At 53.0% G+C, this 20,665-nt stretch carries 15 protein-coding genes and 3 pseudogenes; 14 read left to right on the top strand and 4 right to left on the bottom strand.

What is annotated here, in order from left to right; translation table 11 throughout:
• Positions 1-4: 4 nt before the first annotated feature.
• Both ACQG1K_RS11895 and ACQG1K_RS11890 read left to right on the top strand, forming a co-directional pair.
• A complete protein-coding gene (locus tag ACQG1K_RS11895) occupies positions 5-1,087 on the top strand; it encodes an ABC transporter ATP-binding protein (RefSeq protein WP_058677136.1) in 1,083 nt (360 codons plus the stop codon).
• A gap of 66 nt (positions 1,088-1,153) precedes the next feature.
• Complete coding sequence (locus ACQG1K_RS11890) at positions 1,154-2,068, top strand: OmpG family monomeric porin (protein WP_023300241.1); 915 nt, start codon at positions 1,154-1,156, stop codon at positions 2,066-2,068.
• 33 nt (positions 2,069-2,101) lie between these two features.
• Here the strand turns inward: ACQG1K_RS11890 and ACQG1K_RS11885 are convergent, their stop codons facing one another.
• Positions 2,102-3,112: a LacI family DNA-binding transcriptional regulator gene (locus tag ACQG1K_RS11885; protein WP_022648292.1), complete on the bottom strand. Its 1,011-nt coding sequence runs from the start codon at positions 3,110-3,112 to the stop codon at positions 2,102-2,104.
• Between the two features lie 155 nt (positions 3,113-3,267).
• Between ACQG1K_RS11885 and ACQG1K_RS11880 the strand changes: the two genes are divergently transcribed.
• The 3 genes from ACQG1K_RS11880 (at position 3,268) to tyrR (ending at position 7,367) form a co-directional block, all read left to right on the top strand.
• A complete protein-coding gene (locus ACQG1K_RS11880) occupies positions 3,268-4,665 on the top strand; it encodes a YcjX family protein (protein WP_022648291.1) in 1,398 nt (465 codons plus the stop codon).
• Complete coding sequence (locus ACQG1K_RS11875) at positions 4,662-5,714, top strand: YcjF family protein (protein WP_023306373.1); 1,053 nt, start codon at positions 4,662-4,664, stop codon at positions 5,712-5,714. Before ACQG1K_RS11880 ends, ACQG1K_RS11875 begins: the two co-directional genes overlap by 4 nt.
• A gap of 111 nt (positions 5,715-5,825) precedes the next feature.
• Positions 5,826-7,367: a transcriptional regulator TyrR gene (tyrR, locus tag ACQG1K_RS11870; protein WP_023300239.1), complete on the top strand. Its 1,542-nt coding sequence runs from the start codon at positions 5,826-5,828 to the stop codon at positions 7,365-7,367.
• 34 nt (positions 7,368-7,401) lie between these two features.
• Here the strand turns inward: tyrR and tpx are convergent, their stop codons facing one another.
• On the bottom strand, positions 7,402-7,908 hold the full coding sequence (tpx, locus tag ACQG1K_RS11865) for a thiol peroxidase (RefSeq protein ID WP_003856889.1): 507 nt from the start codon (positions 7,906-7,908) through the stop codon (positions 7,402-7,404).
• A 106-nt stretch (positions 7,909-8,014) separates the two neighbouring features.
• Between tpx and ycjG the strand changes: the two genes are divergently transcribed.
• Complete coding sequence (ycjG, locus tag ACQG1K_RS11860) at positions 8,015-8,980, top strand: L-Ala-D/L-Glu epimerase (RefSeq protein ID WP_367074426.1); 966 nt, start codon at positions 8,015-8,017, stop codon at positions 8,978-8,980.
• Here the strand turns inward: ycjG and mpaA are convergent.
• Positions 8,971-9,684: a murein tripeptide amidase MpaA gene (gene mpaA / locus ACQG1K_RS11855; RefSeq protein ID WP_022648287.1), complete on the bottom strand. Its 714-nt coding sequence runs from the start codon at positions 9,682-9,684 to the stop codon at positions 8,971-8,973. The two genes, ycjG and mpaA, sit on opposite strands and share 10 nt — an antisense overlap.
• 183 nt (positions 9,685-9,867) lie before the next feature.
• On the opposite strand from mpaA, the gene ACQG1K_RS11850 reads away from it, so the two are divergent.
• The 3 genes and pseudogenes from ACQG1K_RS11850 to tssC form a co-directional block, all read left to right on the top strand.
• The gene (locus ACQG1K_RS11850) at positions 9,868-11,484 is read left to right on the top strand and encodes a peptide ABC transporter substrate-binding protein (RefSeq protein ID WP_023300237.1); all 1,617 of its coding nucleotides are present in this window, start codon (positions 9,868-9,870) and stop codon (positions 11,482-11,484) included.
• A gap of 612 nt (positions 11,485-12,096) precedes the next feature.
• Positions 12,097-12,588, top strand: a complete 492-nt coding sequence (gene tssB / locus ACQG1K_RS11845; RefSeq protein WP_023300236.1) for a type VI secretion system contractile sheath small subunit — start codon at positions 12,097-12,099, stop codon at positions 12,586-12,588.
• Positions 12,589-12,622: 34 nt separating this feature from the next.
• Positions 12,623-13,732 (top strand): annotated as a pseudogene (tssC, locus tag ACQG1K_RS11840) (type VI secretion system contractile sheath large subunit); the annotation flags it as partial.
• On the opposite strand, the pseudogene ACQG1K_RS11835 reads toward tssC, so the two are convergent.
• A pseudogene (locus ACQG1K_RS11835) lies at positions 13,731-14,537 on the bottom strand (AAA family ATPase); the annotation flags it as partial. The pseudogenes tssC and ACQG1K_RS11835 overlap by 2 nt on opposite strands.
• Here ACQG1K_RS11835 and ACQG1K_RS11830 point away from each other — a divergent pair.
• From ACQG1K_RS11830 to ACQG1K_RS11810, 5 genes and pseudogenes are all read left to right on the top strand, one after another.
• A complete protein-coding gene (locus ACQG1K_RS11830) occupies positions 14,521-14,709 on the top strand; it encodes a hypothetical protein (protein WP_367074646.1) in 189 nt (62 codons plus the stop codon). The pseudogene ACQG1K_RS11835 and the gene ACQG1K_RS11830 overlap by 17 nt on opposite strands.
• A complete protein-coding gene (locus ACQG1K_RS11825; protein WP_367074428.1) occupies positions 14,706-17,207 on the top strand; it encodes a type VI secretion system Vgr family protein in 2,502 nt (833 codons plus the stop codon). The genes ACQG1K_RS11830 and ACQG1K_RS11825 overlap by 4 nt, the downstream gene beginning before the upstream one ends.
• Positions 17,208-17,311: 104 nt before the next feature.
• Positions 17,312-18,979 carry an acetyltransferase gene (locus ACQG1K_RS11820; RefSeq protein ID WP_193131941.1) on the top strand — a complete coding sequence of 556 codons (1,668 nt, stop codon included), beginning with the start codon at positions 17,312-17,314 and terminating at the stop codon, positions 18,977-18,979.
• On the top strand, positions 18,976-20,067 hold the full coding sequence (locus ACQG1K_RS11815; protein WP_367074430.1) for a T6SS immunity protein Tli4 family protein: 1,092 nt from the start codon (positions 18,976-18,978) through the stop codon (positions 20,065-20,067). The genes ACQG1K_RS11820 and ACQG1K_RS11815 overlap by 4 nt, the downstream gene beginning before the upstream one ends.
• A gap of 100 nt (positions 20,068-20,167) precedes the next feature.
• Positions 20,168-20,457: pseudogene (locus ACQG1K_RS11810) on the top strand (T6SS immunity protein Tli4 family protein); the annotation flags it as partial.
• Positions 20,458-20,665: the final 208 nt, after the last annotated feature.

Here is a 20,665-nt window from a genome sequence, read left to right as displayed (position 1 = left end):
AATAATGGCTCAACTGTCTCTGAAACACATTCAGAAAATCTATGATAACCAGGTCCACGTGGTTAAGGATTTCAATCTCGAGATTGAAGATAAAGAATTTATCGTCTTCGTCGGTCCATCGGGCTGTGGGAAATCCACGACGCTGCGAATGATTGCCGGCCTTGAGGAGATCAGCGCAGGTGAACTGATTATTGACGGGGTTTGTATGAATGAAGTTCCCGCCAAGTCCCGTGATATCGCAATGGTCTTCCAGAACTATGCGCTCTATCCGCATATGACGGTCTACGACAACATGGCGTTTGGCCTGAAGATGCAAAAAATAGCACCTTCCATCATCGAAGAACGTGTTAGCTGGGCGGCCCAGATCCTGGGTTTACGCGACTATCTCCAGCGTAAACCTGGCGCATTGTCAGGTGGTCAGCGTCAGCGCGTGGCGTTAGGCAGGGCGATAGTGCGTGAAGCAGGGGTCTTCCTGATGGATGAACCGCTGTCAAACCTCGATGCCAAGCTTCGTGTACAGATGCGCGCTGAAATCAGCAAGCTGCACCAGAAGCTCAACACCACCATGATTTACGTGACGCACGATCAGACGGAAGCCATGACGATGGCGACCCGTATTGTGATTTTAAAAGACGGCATCATTCAGCAGGTGGGCGCGCCGAAGCAGGTTTACAACGAGCCGGCGAATATGTTCGTTGCAGGCTTTATTGGTTCACCTGCGATGAACTTCATTCGTGGCGCGATCGACGACCGATACTTCGTGACGGAAACGCTGCGTCTGGAGATCCCGGAGGAGAAGCTGGCCGTACTGAATGCGCAAGGTTACCAGCGCAAAGCGGTCGTCTTTGGGATCCGTCCGGAAGACATTCTCACGCTACAGCGCAGCGGTGAAAACATCGCGGCGAAGATCAGCGTCGCTGAGCTGACTGGGGCAGAATTTATGCTTTATGCCAACGTGGGCGGGCATGAACTGGTTGTCCGTGCGGGAGCGGCGGATGATTACGTTGCAGGAGATAATATCGGCATCCAGTTCGATATGAGTAAGTGCCATTTCTTCGATGCTGATACTGAAGCAGCTATTAGATAAGAAAGGTATTCGCCGGAAATGAAAGTTTCCGGTTTTTTTGTATGTTAATTATAAAGGAATATTTTAATGAGTACTCTACTAAGAAGTGCTGCGCTCGTTCTGTGCGCAGGGGTAAGCTGCGCGCAAGCAACAGAGTCAACCAAACAGTGGGAATTTAATATTGGTGCCATGTATGAAATTGAAAACGTCGAAGGTCAGGGCGACGATAAAGATGGATTATATGAACCTTCCGTGTGGTTTAACGCCACATATGATGCGTGGACAATTTCACTGGCGATGTATCAGGAAGGCCCGGTTGATTACAGCAGCATGACGCGCGGCACCTATTTCGATCGTCCTGAATTTGAATTACGGTATCGCTTCATTGGCACAGAGGATTTTACGCTGGGTCTTACGGGCGGTTTCCGTAATTATGGATATCATTTTAAAGATGAGCACGGTGCGAAAGACGGTAGTGCTAATATGCAGCGCTATAAAATTCAGCCTGACTGGGATGTGAAATTAACAGATGACTGGCGTTTTGGCGGTTGGTTTGCCATGTACCAGTTTGCGAATGACCTGGGAAAAACCGGTTATTCTGACAGCCGCGTCGAAACGGAAACCGGATTTACCTGGACAATAAACGAAACCGTCTCTGCAAAAGTTAACTACTATTTAGAGCGTGGCTTCAATATGGACAGTTCACGTAATAACGGTGAATTCTCCACCCAGGAGATTCGTGCCTACCTGCCTGTTTCATTAGGCCAGACAACGCTTACACCTTACACCCGTCTGGGGCTCGATCGCTGGTCAAACTGGGACTGGCAGGACGATCCAACTCGTGAAGGGCATGACTTCAATCGACTGGGTCTGCTCTATGCTTATGACTTTGCGAATGGCCTTTCCATGACGCTTGAGTATGCCTACGAATGGGAAAATCATGACGAAGGCGAGAGCGACCGCTTCCACTATGCGGGTGTCGGCGTGAATTACGCGTTCTGATGACGTGATACCAGGGGCGTTTGCCCCTGGTTTTTAGCGTAACGAAGCTGCATCTGAAAAATGTGTTTCAACCAATACCTTATGCGGCGCAGGTTTATCCGCAATGCACCTGAACAACAAATCGCAGCTCTCTTCGCCCAGCTTTTTCGTGGGGATATCAAAGCCGCCTGGTGCAGGGGTTAAAATGAGAGATAGCATCGGGTCGCTGTATCCTGCCATTGCGACCTGTTCCGGGATCGCCAGATTTAGCGCATCCGCGGCACGATAAAGACTCAGCAATTTCATGCTGTCAGTCGCAAAAACCGCATCGGGCGGGTTGTCTGAGGAGAGTAGCTGGCAGGCCGCCTGAAGCGCGCTTTCATGGGTATAGCCGCCATCGATAACCCAGGTCGGGTTAATTTCGATACCGTGTTTCTCAAGGCTGAATTTATAACCCGCCAGGCGATCGATAGAGACGTGATAATCGAGCGGGGCATGCAGGCAGGCAATTTTGGTGCGGCCATGCGTGATAAACGAGTCTGTTAATATGGCGCTGTCGCGGAAATTATCCGTGTCGACAGAATAGATATTCTGGTAATTTCCTTCCACTTTACCAATGACGACCACGGGCACACCGTATTCATCCAGCGTCGAGAAAAACGACTCGTTCGCCGGCGAGCTTAGCATGATGATGCCTTTGATCATCTTCTGCTTTATTTTACCCACGCATTTTTGCAGATCATCTTCACTGCTTTTGGACGTTTGTAAAATAACATCAAAACCTTCTTCTTCTGCTTTTGCCGTTATGGCATGCAGTACATCTGAGAAAAAGGGATTTCCTGCAGTGGTCTTGGTTGAGCGGGTCGAAATAACCATAATGGCGTCGAAGCCAGAAGAGGTGAGTGCGCGGGCAAGTTTATTAGGTTGGTAATTTAACTCATCTATCGCCTTCAACACCTTTTCACGCGCTTCAGGAGAAATATTCGTTTGTTTATTCAGAACGCGTGACACGGTTGATTTCGAAACGCCAGCAACGCGGGCAATATCATAGATGGTGGGTGACATACACCTTACTCACTCCAGACGGACAGCAATTGCGTCCATCTTACTGGAGAGAAAACGGCAATAGCAATAATTAAGAATTGATAATCAACCATCTGCCCCAATTTACTGTATTCTGAAGTGACTTTGTTCAGGGTTCCAGACAATGAAGGACGGCGATGAAGCGACTTAAAAACGAATTCAATTCTCTGGTGAACCGTGGCGTTGATCGCCATCTGCGTCTTGCCGTTACCGGGCTGAGCCGCAGCGGTAAGACGGCATTCATTACGGCGATGGTCAATCAGCTGTTGAACCTGCATGCTGGGGCGCGCCTGCCACTGCTTAGCGCGGTGCGCGAGGAGCGATTGTTAGGCGTAAAACGCGTACCGCAACGTGATTTTGGCATCCCCCGTTTCACCTATGATGAAGGTCTGGCACAGTTATACGGGGAGCCTCCCGCCTGGCCCACCCCGACGCGTGGCGTGAGCGAAATTCGCCTTGCGCTTCGTTTTCGCTCGAATGAATCCCTGATGCGTCACTTCAAAGAAACGTCCACGCTGTATCTCGAAATTGTGGATTATCCGGGAGAATGGCTGCTCGATTTACCGATGCTGGCGCAGGATTACCTGAGCTGGTCCCGGCAGATGACCGGTCTGTTGCAGGGGCAGCGGGCAGAGTGGTCGACCAAATGGCGCCAGCTTTGCGAAGGGCTGGATCCGCTGGCGCCGGCGGATGAAAACCGTCTGGCCGTCATAGCCCAGGCCTGGACGGATTACCTGCATCAGTGCAAGCAGGAAGGGCTGCATTTTATTCAGCCTGGCCGTTTTGTTCTGCCGGGAGATCTAGCCGGTGCTCCCGCACTACAGTTTTTCCCGTGGCCGGACGTTGACCGCATCGGCGAATCGAAGCTGGCACAGGCAGACAAGACCACTAACGCCGGTATGCTCCGCGAGCGATACAATTATTACTGTGAGAAGGTGGTTAAGGGTTTTTATAAAAATCATTTTTTACGCTTTGACCGCCAGATCGTGCTGGTGGACTGCCTGCAACCCCTCAACAGCGGGCCGCAGGCGTTCAATGATATGCGGCTGGCGCTGACGCAGCTGATGCAAAGTTTTCATTATGGCCAGCGTACGCTGTTTCGCCGTTTATTCTCGCCGGTCATCGACAAGCTGCTGTTTGCCGCCACAAAAGCTGATCATGTGACGGTCGATCAGCACGCCAACATGGTATCCCTGCTGCAACAGCTGGTGCAGGATGCCTGGCAGAACGCGGCGTTCGAAGGGATTAGTATGGATTGTCTGGGTCTGGCGTCCGTACAGGCTACACAGAGTGGGTTGATTGACGTGAATGGCGAGAAAATTCCGGCCCTGCGGGGCAACCGACTCAGCGACGGTGAGCCGCTCACGGTCTATCCGGGCGAAGTTCCCCCGCGTTTGCCGGGCCAGGCTTTCTGGCAAAGCCAGGGTTTTCAGTTCGAAGACTTCCGTCCGCAGAGCATGAACGTTGACCAGCCATTGCCGCATATTCGTCTGGATGCCGCGCTGGAGTTTTTAATTGGAGATAAATTGCGATGACGGAACCGTTAAAACCCCGCATTGATTTTACCGGCCAGCTTGAGCAGTCCCCGCATGAGGCGTTTAAAACAGCGCAAACCTTCAGCGGTCCGCAGGCCGACAACTTTGCTCCCGTGCTGGCAGAGGAGCCGTTGGTTGAAGAGGGGCAGGCGGAAGCGGTCGTTGATGCGGCACTGCGCCCGAAACGCAGCCTGTGGCGTAAGATGGTGACCGCCGGGTTAGCCCTTTTTGGCGTGAGCGTAATTGGTCAGGGCGTGCAGTGGGGCGTCAATGCCTGGCAAACCCAGGACTGGGTAGCGCTGGGGGGATGCGCCGCTGGGGCGTTGATCGTTGGTGCGGGCGTCGGCTCGGTCGTGACCGAGTGGCGTCGCCTCTGGCGTCTGCGTCAGCGTGCGCACGAACGCGATGAAGCGCGGGATCTGCTGCACAGTCACGGCACCGGAAAAGGGCGTGCTTTTTGTGAAAAACTTGCGGCTCAGGCCGGGATAGATCACTCTCACCCGGCGCTTCAGCGCTGGTATGCGGCGATCCACGAAACCCAGAATGACCAGGAAGTGGTCACGCTCTATGCGCACATTGTTCAGCCGGTACTGGATGCGCAGGCTCGTCGTGAGATAAGCCGCTCGGCGGCGGAATCCACCCTGATGATTGCCGTCAGTCCGCTGGCGATGGTGGACATGGCCTTTATCGCCTGGCGCAACCTGCGCCTGATCAACCGCATCGCCAGACTGTATGGCATTGAGCTTGGCTATTACAGCCGACTGCGCCTGTTCAAACTGGTGTTGCTGAATATCGCCTTCGCCGGGGCAAGCGAACTGGTGCGGGAGGTCGGGATGGACTGGATGTCGCAGGATCTTGCGGCGCGTCTCTCTGCCCGGGCGGCGCAGGGGATTGGTGCCGGTCTGCTGACGGCACGCTTAGGAATCAAAGCGATGGAGGTTTGTCGTCCACTCCCCTGGATCGATGGCGATAAGCCGCGGCTGGGGGATTTCCGTCGCGAATTGATTGGTCAGCTTAAAGAGACGCTCAATAAAAAACCTGCTCAGTGAGGTTTCGTTTACTAATCGTGCGGGCTGTCAATATTTGTTGACAGCCACCTTCCCGAATACCGTGATCTGACATATCATTTTACTGTTATTGGCTTAAACGGTGAATTTCCCATGCGTCTGGAAGTCTTTTGTGAGGACCGTCTCGGTCTGACCCGCGAGTTACTCGATCTTCTTGTTTTACGTAGCATTGATTTACGTGGCATAGAGATCGACCCTGTCGGGCGAATTTACCTCAATTTTGCCGAAATTGAATTTAATACCTTCAGTAGCCTGATGGCCGAAATCCGCCGTATCGCTGGCGTTACGGATGTACGCACCATCCCTTGGATGCCATCCGAGCGGGAACACCTTGCGCTGAGCGCACTGCTGGAAGCAATGCCGGAGCCGTTTCTCTCTCTCGATCTGAAAAACAAAGTCGAGCGCGTTAACCAGGCCAGTTGCCAGCTGTTTGCGCAGACTCAGGAAAAGCTTATCGGTCATCACGCCACGCAATTGATCCCAGGTTTTAATTTCCAGCGCTGGCTGGACAGCAACCCGCAAAATACCCATAGCGAGCACGTCGTCATCAATGGACAGAATTTCCTGATGGAGATCACTCCGGTCTACCTGAAAGGGGAAAATGCCGCGCGGGTGCTCACCGGCGCGGTAATCATGCTGCGCTCCACGGTGCGCATGGGACGCCAGTTACAGAACCTTTCCAGCCAGGACGTCGGCGCATTCAGCCAGATTATTGCGGTGAGCCCGAAGATGCGTCACGTGCTCGACCAGGCGCGCAAGCTGGCAAATCTTACGGCACCGCTGCTGATTACCGGGGATACCGGTACGGGGAAAGATCTGCTGGCGCATGCTGTGCATATGGCCAGCCCGCGTGCGGCAAAACCGTATCTGGCGCTGAACTGCGCGTCTATTCCTGAAGATGCGGTGGAAAGTGAACTGTTCGGGCATGCGCCGGAAGGCAAAAAAGGCTTCTTTGAACAGGCGAATGGCGGCTCGGTGTTGCTGGACGAGATTGGTGAAATGTCGCCACGCATGCAGGCGAAACTGCTGCGTTTTCTCAATGACGGTACGTTCCGCCGCGTGGGGGAAGATCATGAAGTGCACGTGGATGTACGCGTCATCTGCGCCACCCAGAAAAACCTGGTGGAGCTGGTGCAGAAAGGGGTATTCCGCGAAGATCTCTACTATCGTCTCAACGTTCTGACGCTCAATATTCCGCCGCTGCGCGATTGCCCGCAGGACATCATGCCGTTGACGGAACTGTTCGTCGCCCGTTTTGCCGACGAGCAGGGCGTGCCGCGTCCGAAGCTCTCTGCCGACCTGGGTACCGTGCTGACGCGTTACGGCTGGCCGGGCAATATTCGTCAGCTAAAAAATGCGGTCTATCGCGCATTAACTCAGCTTGAAGGGTATGAACTGCGTCCTCAGGATATTCTCTTGCCGGATTACGATGCCGGGACGGTCTCGGTAGGCGAAGAGGCAATGGAAGGCTCGCTGGATGACATCACCAGCCGTTTCGAGCGTTCGGTGTTAACGCAGCTTTATCGCAGCTATCCGAGCACGCGCAAGCTGGCTAAACGTCTTGGGGTGTCACATACCGCGATTGCGAATAAGCTGCGCGAGTATGGGTTAAATCAGAAGAAGGGTGACGAATAAATAAAAAAGCCTCTTTGCAGAGGCTTTTTTACGTTTAGGCTTTAAGCGCCTCAAGTGCAGCGGTGTAATCCGGTTCGGTAGTGATTTCGTTAACCAGCTCACTGAAAACAACGTTGTCGTTTTCATCGATCACCAGCACCGCACGAGCAGCCAGACCTTTCAGCGCGCCTTCGGAAATGGCAACACCGTATTTTTCCAGGAAATCCGGGCTGCGCAGAGTGGAAAGGGTGATGACGTTGCTCAGGCCTTCAGCGCCGCAGAAACGAGACTGGGCAAACGGCAGGTCAGCAGAAATGCACAGCACCACGGTGTTGTCCATTTCGGTCGCCAGCTGGTTGAATTTCCGCACTGATGCAGCACAAACGCCCGTATCGATGCTTGGGAAAATGTTCAGGACTTTACGTTTGCCAGCAAACTGGCTCAGCGTGACGTCAGACAGATCTTTAGCCACCAGAGTAAAAGGCTGTGCTTTGCTGCCAGACTGTGGGATGGAACCTGCAACAGCAACCGGGTTGCCCTGGAAATGAACGAGTTGTGACATAGATATCTTCCTGTTTACAAATAGTTAACGTCGTGGCTAGTGTATGTCATCCACAGTTAGCACGGCAAACCAATTTTCTGCCTTTCCGGCCTGCAAGGAGTCAGTGATGAGAAGCGTTAAGGTCTATGAAGAAGCCTGGCCATTGCACACCCCGTTTGTGATCTCGCGCGGTAGCCGTAATGAGGCCTGCGTGGTCGTGGTTGAATGTGAAGAGGACGGCGTAAAAGGCGTCGGGGAATGTACCCCTTATCCTCGCTACGGAGAAAGCCTGGCGTCAGTCATGGCGCAAATTATGACGGTGGTGCCCGAGTTGCAGGCGGGCCTGACGCGTGAGGCTCTTCAGCAGAGGTTGCCGGCCGGCGCGGCACGTAACGCGATTGACTGCGCACTCTGGAGTCTGGAAGCGGCGAAACAACAAAAACTGCTACCTTCGCTGCTGGACGTTACGCTGCCGCAATCGATCGTCACCGCGCAAACGGTGGTCATTGGTGAACCAGAGCAAATGGCCGCCAGCGCTCAGGCGTTGTATGCCACCGGTGCAACCTTATTAAAGGTGAAGCTCGACGATCGTCTGATTAGCGAACGCATGGTCGCCATTCGTGCGGCGGTACCTGATGCCACCCTTATCGTCGATGCGAACGAATCATGGCACAGCGAAGGGCTGGCAGCCCGTTGTCAGCTGCTTGCCGATCTGGGCGTTGCCATGCTGGAGCAGCCCCTCCCGGCAGAAGACGATGCCGCGCTGGCGAATTTTATTCATCCGCTTCCCGTCTGTGCAGACGAAAGCTGTCATACCCGTGAGAGCCTGTCAGCCCTCAAGGGCCGCTACGAGATGGTGAACATCAAGCTGGATAAAACGGGTGGGTTAACCGAGGCCCTGTCACTGGCAAAGGATGCGCAGGCGCAAGGCTTTTCCCTGATGCTGGGCTGTATGTTGTGCACGTCCAGAGCGATCGGTGCTGCACTCCCGCTGGTGAACAGCGTGCGTTTTGCCGATCTGGATGGCCCAACCTGGCTGGCGGTTGACGTTTCACCCGCCCTGAGTTTTACCTCCGGCGTACTTCATCTTTGAGGCTGCCAGCGCAGAAGATCTGTCATCGCTCTGAGGTATTTTTCACTCGCTTCATCCGAGGAAATAGGCGGAAACTCTGCGGTGATACAGTGAAGACTGAGGTCCGCGCACCAGCTGCCAAACGACCCGGGCGTTTCATACCCGACGCTGGTTACCAGAGGTAGAGCAAACGCATCCGCCAGCCACTGCCCGAGCGCTGTATGACGAGGATCTTCAATACAGGCGAGGGGATCGTGGAAAGAGACAACCCAGGCCGGGTGGATCTTATGAATAAGCTGACACAGCGCCTGGGTTTCGGGCTCGGAACCCGGTTTTTCTCCCGTAAGCAGGACCACATCTCGTTCCTGCGCCGAACTGTTCCAGCGATACACCGTTTCACCGGCACGCCAGTTTGCTGCCGGAAAGTTCCTGTTAAGGTCAACGCCTCGTGCATTCGCCCGTAATCCAAGCTGGCATCCGTCCGGGTTGACGGTCAAAATCACATGATGTCGTCGTAAATCGGGGGCCAGCGTACGTAGCGCGCACGAAAGCGTCACGATGGACGAGTTTTCATCGCCATGTGTGCCCGCAATGATTAAGCCGCTAGTGCGATCGGGCTCGGGAGCCGGAAACCAGATCAGTGGGGCGCCTAAAAATGAGCGGCCATAATGTTCAGTCCCGGGCGGGAAGGCGCCGCGTTCCGTTCTTGGTCGGGTGGTTGCCATAATAAACCCTGATGATGAAGTCGCTTCTGGCAGTGTTGTGCAAAACCCGCGCTTAATCAAATAGTTTCCGTCTGTGTGTAAAATTGCCTGACATCAACTTTCCTGAGGAAGCATTTGCATTTCTCCGTTTCGAAACAAATAATTACGCATCTGCCTGTTACCTGACATCATTAAGGGGATCGTATGAAGCATCCTGTTTCGCTTCTTTGTACTGCGCTGTGGCTGTGCGGGTTTTCTTCACTTTCATATGCCGCGGAGGTTCCCAGGGGAACGGTGCTGGCGCAAAAGCAGGAGCTGGTTCGACACATTAAAGATGAACCCGCCTCGCTCGATCCGGCAAAAGCGGTGGGTTTACCCGAGATACAGGTGATCCGCGACCTTTATGAAGGGCTGGTGAATCAGAACGAAAAAGGGGAGCTGGTTCCCGGCGTGGCGACGCGCTGGCAGAGCAACGATAACCGTGTCTGGACGTTTACGTTGCGGGATAACGCGAAGTGGTCTGACGGTACCCCGGTGACGGCACAAGATTTTGTCTACAGCTGGCGTCGTCTGGTTGATCCTAAAACTACGTCACCTTTCGCCTGGTTTGCAGCGCTGGCGGGTATTAATAATGCGCAGGCCATTATCGATGGTAAAGCTGCACCGGAAACGCTCGGCGTGACGGCAGTCGATGCTAAAACGCTGCGCGTGCAGCTGGATAAACCGCTGCCATGGTTCAGCAACCTCACGGCTAGCTTTGCGTTCTATCCTGTTCAAAAGGCAAACGTGGAAAGCGGTAAAGAATGGACGCGCCCTGGCGCGCTCATCGGCAACGGTGCGTATGTGCTGAAAGATCGCGTGGTGAATGAAAAACTGGTGGTTGAGCCGAATACTCACTACTGGGATAACGCCAACACGGTGCTTAAAAAAGTCACCTTTGTGCCAATCAACCAGGAGTCCTCAGCGACCAAACGCTACCTGGCGGGCGATATCGATATTACAGAATCGTTTCCGAAAAACATGTACCAGAAGCTGCTTAAAGATATTCCGGGACAGGTTTATACACCGCCACAGCTTGGGACCTATTACTACGCCTTTAACACACAAAAAGGCCCAACTGCGGATGCCCGCGTACGTCTGGCGCTCAGCATGACTATCGACAGACGTATTATGGCTGAAAAAGTACTGGGAACCGGTGAGAAACCGGCCTGGCATTTCACTCCCGATGTCACTGCCGGTTTTACACCGGAAATCTCGCCATTTGAGCAGATGTCGCAGCAGGAGCTAAATGCTCAGGCGAAAACGTTATTACAGGCGGCAGGCTATGGTCCCCAGCGCCCGCTGAAATTAACGCTGCTGTACAACACGTCTGAAAACCACCAGAAAATCGCCATTGCCGTCGCATCTATGTGGAAGAAAAATCTGGGTGTTGACGTTAAGTTGCAGAATCAGGAATGGAAGACCTACATCGACAGCCGCAATACCGGGAATTTCGACGTGATCCGTGCGTCGTGGGTAGGGGATTACAATGAGCCGTCGACATTCCTGTCGCTGCTGACGTCCTCTCACACCGGCAACATCTCACGGTTCAACGACCCTGCTTACGATAAGATTATTCATCAGGCGACGCTCGAAACCACTGAAAAAGCGCGTAATGCAGACTACAACATGGCCGAGAAGATCCTCGCCGAGAAAGCGCCGATAGCCCCTATTTATCAATACACCAATGGCCGCCTCATTAAGCCCTGGGTTAAAGGGTATCCGATAAATAACCCAGAGGATGTTGCGTACAGTCGTACAATGTATATTGAAAAGCATTAAAAAAACAGGAAAGACGCTTAAGTGGTTTTGGCAAATAGCTATACATCGCTTAAGCGCCTGAACACACGGTTCATGGTACCTACAGGCTAGTTATTATCAAAATTCCTTTCATAAAAAATCATTTATTCTTTTGATGAATGCTTCGAGCGACATCTCCTTTCCAGTTTATTGAAAAGCGTGCAAGCATTTATACATCCTCCATGTAATAGCTTAATTCCTGCTATTTAAAACCTGACTTTTGTCCGATTTAGGATTTTTCCATATTCAGGAGGTTTATTGAATAAGATGATATGTCTCTGCGATTTTGCAGCTGATGCTTAGATCAGCATTGATATAAATCAATTATTCAACGACAGGTGGCAATGAATTCAATATTCTCTATCAAGGCAGACGTTCCTGCTAATCTATTGTGAATAAATGGTTAATACTTTCTGCGTGCCACTTATATCTGGAATTTATAAACACTAGTGATTAGTGGAAAATTCTTAAGAAAAATCCATATGCAGATCTTTGATCTGAAAAGTTGATCATGAATGGGCTTTTGCTCTAATATGGTTTTGTAAAGACCCGTCACTCACTTAACTCGTATTTCTTGCAAAGAAAGGGACTGCTATGGCCGATTCATTTCAGAATGAGGTGCCCAAGGCACGCATAAATTTAAAACTGGCGCTGCATACAGGCGGCGCGCAGAAGAAAGTCGAACTGCCGCTTAAACTTCTCACTGTCGGTGATTTCAGTAATGGAAAAGAGAATCGTCCATTGTCCGAAAGGAAGAAAATCAACGTCAACAAAAATAACTTTAATAGCGTACTTTCGGAATTTAACCCGGAGGTTAATCTGACGGTGCCTAACACCATGGCTGTCGATGGTTCGGAGGAAAGTATAAAACTGAATTTCTCCGATATTAAGGATTTCGAACCTGAACAGGTTGCCCGCCAGATCCCCCAGCTCCGCGCCATGCTGGCCATGCGTAATTTATTACGCGACCTCAAATCCAATCTTCTTGATAACGCCACTTTCAGAAAAGAACTCGAGAAAATTCTTAAGGACCCGGCGCTGTCTCAGGAATTACGCGACGAAATGAGTGCACTGGCCCCGAAATAAGCGGCATGTGTAATTTGATGGATTAACCGGGAATATGCTGATGTCTGTGAATAGTGAAACCGCCTCCGCGCAGGGGCAGACCATCGTACTGGAAAAAGAGGGCGTTTACGCCTCCCTGTTTGAAAAAATCAACCTGACTCCGGCCTCGAGCCTGGGTGATATCAATGCGTTTCTGGATGATGCCGCGCTTTCTGACGCGCCGGCGGGTGAACGCCTGACGGCGGCGATGCAGGTGTTTATGGACTGCATCCGCAAATCCGGTCAGCCCGTGGAGAAGCTCGACAAAACGCTGATTGACCACCATATCGCCGAACTGGATTTCCAGATCAGCCGTCAGCTGGATGCCGTAATGCATCACCAGGCGTTCCAGAAGGTGGAGTCCCTGTGGCGCGGCCTGAAGCAGCTGGTGGACAACACCGACTACCGCCAGAATGTGAAAACCGAAATTCTGGACGTCTCCAAGGATGACCTGCGCCAGGATTTTGAGGATGCACCGGAACTGATCCAGAGCGGCCTCTACTGGCACACCTATACCGCCGAATACGACACCCCGGGCGGCGAGCCGATTGGCTCAGTGATTTCATCCTATGAATTTGACGCCAGTCCCCAGGATGTGGCGCTGCTGCGCAACATCTCGAAAGTGTCTGCCGCCGCACACATGCCGTTTATTGGCTCTGTCGGCCCGAAATTCTTCCTGAAAGACTCGATGGAAGAGGTTGCTGCGATTAAGGATATCGGCAACTACTTCGACCGCGCTGAATACATCAAGTGGAAATCCTTCCGCGATACTGACGACGCCCGCTACATCGGCCTCGTGATGCCGCGCGTGCTGGGGCGTCTGCCGTATGGCCCGGACACCGTACCGGTGCGCAGCTTTAACTACGTTGAGCAGGTGAAAGGCCCGGATCATGAGAAATACCTGTGGACCAGCGCGTCGTTCTCCTTCGCGTCAAACATGGTGAAGAGCTTCATCAATAACGGCTGGTGCGTGCAGATCCGTGGCCCGCAGGCGGGCGGGGCGGTGAAAGATCTGCCTATTCATCTGTACGATTTGGGTACCGGCAACCAGGTGAAAATCCCGTCTGAGGTGATGATCCCGGAGACCCGCGAGTTTGAGTTTGCCAACCTCGGCTTTATTCCGCTCCCCGCAGCATCAGGCACGCGGTGTCGTCGTCCGGCTCGTCAACTTTCACCATCTGGAAACGACGCTCCAGCGCGGCGTCGCGCTCAAAGTACTGCTTGTATTCGCTCCAGGTGGTGGCGGCGATGGTTCTGAGCTCACCGCGGGCGAGCGCCGGTTTCAGCAGGTTGGCCGCATCGGCGCCCCCCGCCTGGTTGCCCGCACCGATAATGGTGTGCGCCTCGTCAATGAAGAGCAGAACCGGCAGGGGTGACTGCTGCACCGCGTCGATGATGTTTTTCAGGCGCTGTTCAAACTCACCCTTCACGCCTGCACCCGCCTGTAACAGGCCGAGGTCAAGGGTGCGTACCGAGACCGGCTTCAGCGCGTCCGGCACATTGCCTTCGGCGATGCGCAGCGCCAGTCCTTCCACGAGCGCGGTCTTGCCGACTCCCGGTTCGCCCACCAGAATCGGGTTGTTCTTGCGGCGCCGGGAAAGAATGTCCACCATCTGGCGGATTTCATTGTCGCGGCCATAGACCGGGTCGATTCTGCCCTCACGGGCGCGGGCGGTGACGTCGAGGGTGAACCTGTCCAGCGCATTCTGTAACGCCGGGTTCAGCTCTCCTTTTATATCCGCATTCACCGGACGGCCGACAAACTCCACCTCATCGCCCTGCGTAAGCTCCGCTTCCTGCTGCACCTCCGGGCGTTCATCCGACTGCGCATCCAGAAGCCCCCGCAGGCGCTCAAGCTGGCTCTGCGCCAGCGTCAGCAGCGGCCACAGGCCGTCGCAGCGCACCAGTTTCGGTTTGTCCACCAGGGCCACCGGGGCTCGCAATGTTGACAGCCTGCTGAACCAGCAGATTTTGCCGGTCCTGAGCCAGCAGCTGCTGAGCCAGATGGCTGCGGGGCATAAGCCGCATACCCTGACGCTTGGCTGGGATGAGGAAGAGGGCATAGTGCTCGAGTTTGACCGGACAGAAGGTGAGCATGCATGAGCAGTAATCTTCCCTTACGATTCAGCCACAGCCATCACCTGCTTTCGGTGAAGGGCTGCGATGCAGGGCTTGATGTGCTGGCATTTGAGGGCGATGAAGCCCTGAGCACGCCGTTCAGCTACCGTACTGAATTCACCAGCGCGGACCATGCCATCAGCAAAGAGATGATGCTGATGAAAGCGGCTTCCCTGACGCTTCAGGCCCCGGTAGACCAGGGTTACGGTATCAAAATACAGCAGCCGGTACGGGTGATTCAGGGCGTGGTGACCGGTTTTGAACGCCTCAGCACGTCAAAAGATGAAACCCGCTACGCCCTGACGCTTGAGCCGCGTCTGGCGCTGCTCGACCGCTCGCACCAGAACGCGATTTACCAGGACATGTCGGTTCCGCAAATCGTGGAAAAAATCCTGCGCGAACGTCACGGCATGCGCGGCCAGGACTTCCTGTTCTCACTGAGTAAAGAGTATCCACGCCGTGAGCAGGTGATGCAGTACGCTGAGGACGACCTGCACTTTATTACCCGCCTGCTGGGTGAGGTCGGTATCTGGTTCCGCTTCACCACCGACACGCGCCTCAACATTGACGTGGTGGAGTTTTACGACAGCCAGCAGGGGTATGAGAAAGGCCTGACGCTGCCGTCGGTACCGCCGTCAGGGCAGCACTCGCAGGGTGTGGACGCGGTGTGGGATATGGAGAGCCGTCATAAGGTGGTCCAGAAGGAGGTCAGCACCCGGGATTACAACTACCGTCAGGCCACGCAGGACATGAACAACCGGGTTGACGCGACCGGCGGGGATACCACCACGTACGGTGATGCCTACCACTGGGCGGATAACTACCTGACGCCGGGCAGCGCGTATGACCGCAACCCGGCAGCGGAGTCCGGGGCGTTTTACGCCCGCATCCGTCACGAACGCTACCTGAATGGCCAGACGCAGACCGTTGCCTTCACCAGCTGCCCGGCCCTTTCACCGGGTATGCGGCTGAAAGTCACCGGCGGGTACGAAGTGGCGGAGGTGTTTACCCAGGGCGTGGTGGTCACGGCGATGCACAGCCATGCCCGGCGTGATGCAGACTTTTGCGTCAGGTTTGACGGCATCCCGGACAGCGCGGATTTTTGCTTCCGCCCGGCGCCAGGCCGCCGCCCGGTGATGGCCGGCACCTTACCGGCCCGCGTCACCAGCACCACCGAAAATGACACCTACGGGCATATCGACAAGGACGGTCGCTACCGCGTCAATATGCTGTTTGACCGTGAGAACTGGGAGACGGGGTTCGAGAGCCTGTGGGTCCGTCAGTCCCGCCCGTATGCGGGGGACACCTACGGCCTGCACCTGCCGCTGCTGGCAGGCACCGAGGTGGCGATTGGTTTTGAGGACGGCAACCCGGACCGGCCGTACATTGCCGGTGTGCTGCACGACTCGGCGCACGGCGACCACGTTACCATCCGGAACTACAAACGCAACGTCCTGCGGACCCCGGCGAACAACAAAATCCGCCTCGACGACGAGCGCGGAAAAGAGCACATCAAGGTCAGCACGGAGTACGGCGGCAAGAGCCAGCTGAACCTCGGCCACCTGGTCGACAGCGAGAAACAGCAGCGCGGTGAGGGATTTGAGCTCAGGACGGACAGCTGGGGTGTGATACGGGCGCAGAAAGGGATATTTATCAGTGCCGACGGCCAGGCCAGGGCGCAGGGGCAGGTGCTGGAAATGCAGGCGGCGATGAGCCAGCTGGAGCAGGCGCGGTCACTGGCTGAAGCGTTACGCAGCGCGGCAGAGGCGGCGAGGGCTGAGCTGGCAGATGTGCAGACGCAGAAGGTGCTGCTGTCAGAGGCGCTGAGGGATTTAAAGAAAGCGGCGTTGCTGGTCTCAGCCCCGGAAGGGATAGCGCAGGTGACAGGGAAAAGCCTGCAGCAGTCGGCGGGAGACAACATCATCAGCACCAGCGGCGGGCACACAGATTTCAGCGCACTGAAAAGATTCACCGTGGCGGCAGGGGAGCGGGTAAGTCTGTATGCGCAAAAGCTGGGCATCAAAATGTTTGCCGGCAAAGGAAAGGTGGAGATCCAGGCGCAGGGAGATGAGATGACGCTGGATGCGCTGAAGGATATCCGCATCAGCAGCAGTGAGGGAAAACTCATCATCAGCGCGAAGCAGGAAATCATTCTGACGAGCGGCGGGGGATATATCCGGATAGCGGACGGAACGGTGGAGTGTGCGGCGCCGGACAAAATCATCGAGCGCGGGGCGGTGTGGCAGAAGTTTGGTGGACAGAGTATAAGCCAGGCAATGCAGAGCTGGGAAAACGCCGAATTTGCCATAACGCCTGAAGTCAGGCGGTTATCGGATGACTCGCCGGTGGCTGGCCTGACTCTGGGTTTAACAGGCGGGGATGGCACGCAGCAAAGTTTAGCAACCTCCGCTTCAGGGGCCACTGCGGTGCAGAATAATATTAATATCGATTCTCTCAATGCCTCTTTGCTGGATAAAACATAAGGCGTTGCGTTATTTCGAAGTACATCTTCGGAGAAAGCACCGTATTGATTGTCAAGAAGGTCTTTCTGTAGATTATTTTCCTGAACGGAAAAAGGACGGAATTCATGACGGAAGAAAATACGACAGGTAATGAGAGCAGTCCCTCGACGATCTACATAAAACCAGAATGGGATGACAATGGAAAGGTCTACTGGCCTGGCATACAGAATCAGAAAAAATCAGAGAATGCTAAAGCTGTTTTGCTGCAGCCGCCTGTCAAAGCGATCCCCGTTATCTTCCTTCCTGGAGTGATGGGGACCAATTTGATGGCAAACAAAGCTTCACAAACCGAAGATATTTGGCGTGGCGATAGTTTGGGAGGCGTATTTCTTAAATGGGCGGGAGTTGACGGAAAGCGCAGAAGAAAATTACTTAATCCCGACACCACAAAGGTGGACAATCGTGGGGATATTAACCAGACCCTCTATTCTCCGCTTTCCGATGACGGAAAATTATTTACAACCCGCCGGGAGCGGGGCTGGGGAGAGGTTTTATCCTTCAGCTACGGTAAATTTATAAGCGTTTTCCAGGGAGCGCTGTTGGATGACTGGCAGCAGGATCTTGTTCACTATGGTAAATCAACGTCGGAGAAAAACGGGGTATTAAGTCAGCTGGTCGGCAAATCGCTGTCTGAAGAGAAAGATACTGAAATTACCGGCGAATCCATCCTGACTCAGCAGGAACTGAACCATTTCAAGAACTTTTTATTCCCGGTTCACGTCTATGGCTATAACTGGCTTGAGGATAATAAAACCTCGGCGCAAGGACTGGTTGCCTTTATCGACAGGACTATCAGCCTCTACAAAAATGAGCGCGGCCACGGCATGCCCTTTCCCGCCGGGCAGGAAAAAGTCATTATCGTTACCCATTCCATGGGCGGGCTGGTAGCGCGTTACGCGTCCCAGGTGTTGGGCGCAAAAGATAAGATTCTGGGGATAGTGCATGGGGTGATCCCCGATCTTGGCTCACCGGCAGCGTACCGCCGCATGAAGGTTGGCGCAAGACAGGAAGGCATGGCCGGAGCCGTGCTGGGTAATACCGCAGAAGAGCTGATGCCGGTCCTGGCCAGGGCTCCCGCGCCGCTTCAGCTCTTACCTTCGGCGAAATACCTTTCCGGAGCGCCCTGGCTGAGCGTGGAAGGCGCTGGCGAAGACGGCAGCGATGTAAAACTACCGCAAGCCGGGGATCCTTTCGGGGAGATTTACCTTAACAAGACGCTGTGGTATCGCCTGTATGAGTCCGACATTATCGATAAGGACGAGGCGGTGAGTCAGAGTAACTGGATTGAGTACAACGATCTCATTGATAAAAATGTCCAACCATATATTGAAAGTTTGGATAATCTTTATCATCCGAATACTTATGCCTTTTATGGTAATAAAATCGATTCAGACGGTACTCTTATGTGGAGGAAAACCTCCATTACCTACCCGAAAAAAAGGCATGAAAGTGACAGAAAGCTGCCCAACAACTACCGGGAGATCCCCCTGCCTTTTAATCGTTCTCAGATGTATGTGATCACCTCATCAAATACGGCAGGCGATGGCACGGTGCCGGTGGAATCGCTGAACGCGATTTGCCGTAACAGCGAAATCAAAAGCGTTCTGGCTATCGGCGTGGACCACCAGGGAGCCTATGACGTCAGTAGCATGAAGGATATACAGGCCAGGCCAGCCCTGCAGTTTACTCTCAGAGCCATTGTGAAAATGGTCCAGGAGATCCCGAAACCATGAAAACCATTAGACAGCTCACAGCATTATCCCTTATGGCGGGCAGCATGCTTTTTATTGCCCAGACTACGGCATCCACGCCAGTGCAGAAGGACAGTCCAGTGATAAATAGTTTGTTTGCGCAGACCAAACCGCAGTGCATCGGGCGCTATGTGATTGACGTTCCCGAGTCATTCAACAATCAACTTCACGATATGATTTTTATTGATGATTTTAAAATTGAAAGCAAACCTCTCTATCCACCCGCATTTAAACAGCGGGTGCAGTTAAGAGAGCAGGCTCTGCGCGATGCTATTAATAAACCAGGTAACAAACCTGAAAATGCCCCGTTTTTAAAAGAGGTTATTCAACTTCCTGATGGCAAAGGCACTATTTTCGATCGCAATGAATCGGGCACTCCGGATATATACAGAAAGCTGGAAGCCCATGTTTATTCAGGCATGACAGCCTTTGTAATTACTACGGATATTCGTGACTTTTCAGATAAAAAGCACAGTGAAAAAAAATCAAAATATTTAGCAAGAGGTTTTACTGAGGCCGATGCAAATACCAAGCCAGTTAAGCTGGCTGCCCTGCAGTCTCTGATATCACGGCTTAGCGGCAGAAAAGATGAGGATGTTCCGACGGTTAAAGGTGTGTGTATTCCAAATGGGTTTATCCGGGATGATGGCGAAAACCATAAGGAAAGCCTCACATTCCGGTATGAAAATGATGATTTTGTTTTTGGTGTCGATATGGATAACACAATTAAGGGTTCAGAAGACACGCTGTTTAACCGTAGTGTGCAAATTAATGAGGCGCTTAAAACATCAAACCAGTACACTATTAAGAAAGTAGTACTCTCACCGAACGGTATTCCGGCTGAGTCATGGTTGTTTGGTGGTACACAGGTCATCAGAAATACGGCAACGGGAAAGGATGAAAAGAACACATTCTATAATTTTATGCTTTATGCTAATGAGCGTAATGCGACACCGGATAAGCCGAATCTTAACATTGGGTTCGGCAGTGAGTACAAAAAAACGCGCTACAGCGAAGCACAGATGATAGAAATCTGGGACCGGTTGGTGAATTCCCTGCGCTATAAATGAAGAAAAAAGCTGGGTGCCTGGAATGGTTTTTCGTTTCTGCCGGGGAGCCTGCCTGCCATGCTGAGTTGGAGTTGTCACCATGCAATGCATCTGTAAATATATGGCCTTATCATCACTGGCTGCTGGTTTGCTTTTTATTGCCCAGGCTGCGGCATCCACGCCAGTACAGAAGGACAGTCCAGTGATAAATACTTTGTTTGCGCAGACCAAACCGCAGTGCATCGGGCGCTATGTGATTGACGTTCCCGAGTCATTCAACAATCAACTTCACGATATTATTTTTATTGATGATTTTAAAATTGAAAGAAACCTTTCTATCCACCCGCATTTAAACAGCGGGTGCAGTTAAGAGAGCAGGCTCTGCGCGATGCTATTAATAAACCAGATAACTTATAAAGGAAGTATTTTAGATATGGGACTTCTTGGACGGAGATGGTCTTGTATAAATGCAGAAACATATCCTTTACCGAAGTCAAAAATGTTTTTTTATTGATTAAAGTTCTCCGAAGAAAAGTGTTCATTCTATTTGAGATGGGGTGTATTAATTTTAATAAGAATAGCTTCGCTTGAGTAAATGTACCATTCTCTGATGTTGGGA

It is taken from the genome of Enterobacter cloacae complex sp. 402C9 (assembly GCF_050030745.1).
Classification (GTDB): Bacteria; Pseudomonadota; Gammaproteobacteria; order Enterobacterales; family Enterobacteriaceae; genus Enterobacter; species Enterobacter intestinihominis.
This window is presented reverse-complemented; position numbering and strand designations above follow the sequence as displayed.

Excerpts from the sequence above, each read along its gene's own strand:
- ACQG1K_RS11875 (WP_023306373.1), top strand. The coding sequence starts at position 4,662 with ATGACGGAACCGTTAAAACCCCGCATTGATTTTACCGGCCAGCTTGAG.
- ycjG (WP_367074426.1), top strand. The coding sequence starts at position 8,015 with ATGAGAAGCGTTAAGGTCTATGAAGAAGCCTGGCCATTGCACACCCCG.
- ACQG1K_RS11825 (WP_367074428.1), top strand. The coding sequence starts at position 14,706 with ATGAGCAGTAATCTTCCCTTACGATTCAGCCACAGCCATCACCTGCTT.
- mpaA (WP_022648287.1), bottom strand. The coding sequence starts at position 9,684 with ATGGCAACCACCCGACCAAGAACGGAACGCGGCGCCTTCCCGCCCGGG.
- ACQG1K_RS11885 (WP_022648292.1), bottom strand. The coding sequence starts at position 3,112 with ATGTCACCCACCATCTATGATATTGCCCGCGTTGCTGGCGTTTCGAAA.
- ACQG1K_RS11820 (WP_193131941.1), top strand. The coding sequence starts at position 17,312 with ATGACGGAAGAAAATACGACAGGTAATGAGAGCAGTCCCTCGACGATC.
- ACQG1K_RS11880 (WP_022648291.1), top strand. The coding sequence starts at position 3,268 with ATGAAGCGACTTAAAAACGAATTCAATTCTCTGGTGAACCGTGGCGTT.
- tyrR (WP_023300239.1), top strand. The coding sequence starts at position 5,826 with ATGCGTCTGGAAGTCTTTTGTGAGGACCGTCTCGGTCTGACCCGCGAG.
- ACQG1K_RS11815 (WP_367074430.1), top strand. The coding sequence starts at position 18,976 with ATGAAAACCATTAGACAGCTCACAGCATTATCCCTTATGGCGGGCAGC.
- ACQG1K_RS11895 (WP_058677136.1), top strand. The coding sequence starts at position 5 with ATGGCTCAACTGTCTCTGAAACACATTCAGAAAATCTATGATAACCAG.
- tpx (WP_003856889.1), bottom strand. The coding sequence starts at position 7,908 with ATGTCACAACTCGTTCATTTCCAGGGCAACCCGGTTGCTGTTGCAGGT.
- tssB (WP_023300236.1), top strand. The coding sequence starts at position 12,097 with ATGGCCGATTCATTTCAGAATGAGGTGCCCAAGGCACGCATAAATTTA.
- ACQG1K_RS11850 (WP_023300237.1), top strand. The coding sequence starts at position 9,868 with ATGAAGCATCCTGTTTCGCTTCTTTGTACTGCGCTGTGGCTGTGCGGG.
- ACQG1K_RS11890 (WP_023300241.1), top strand. The coding sequence starts at position 1,154 with ATGAGTACTCTACTAAGAAGTGCTGCGCTCGTTCTGTGCGCAGGGGTA.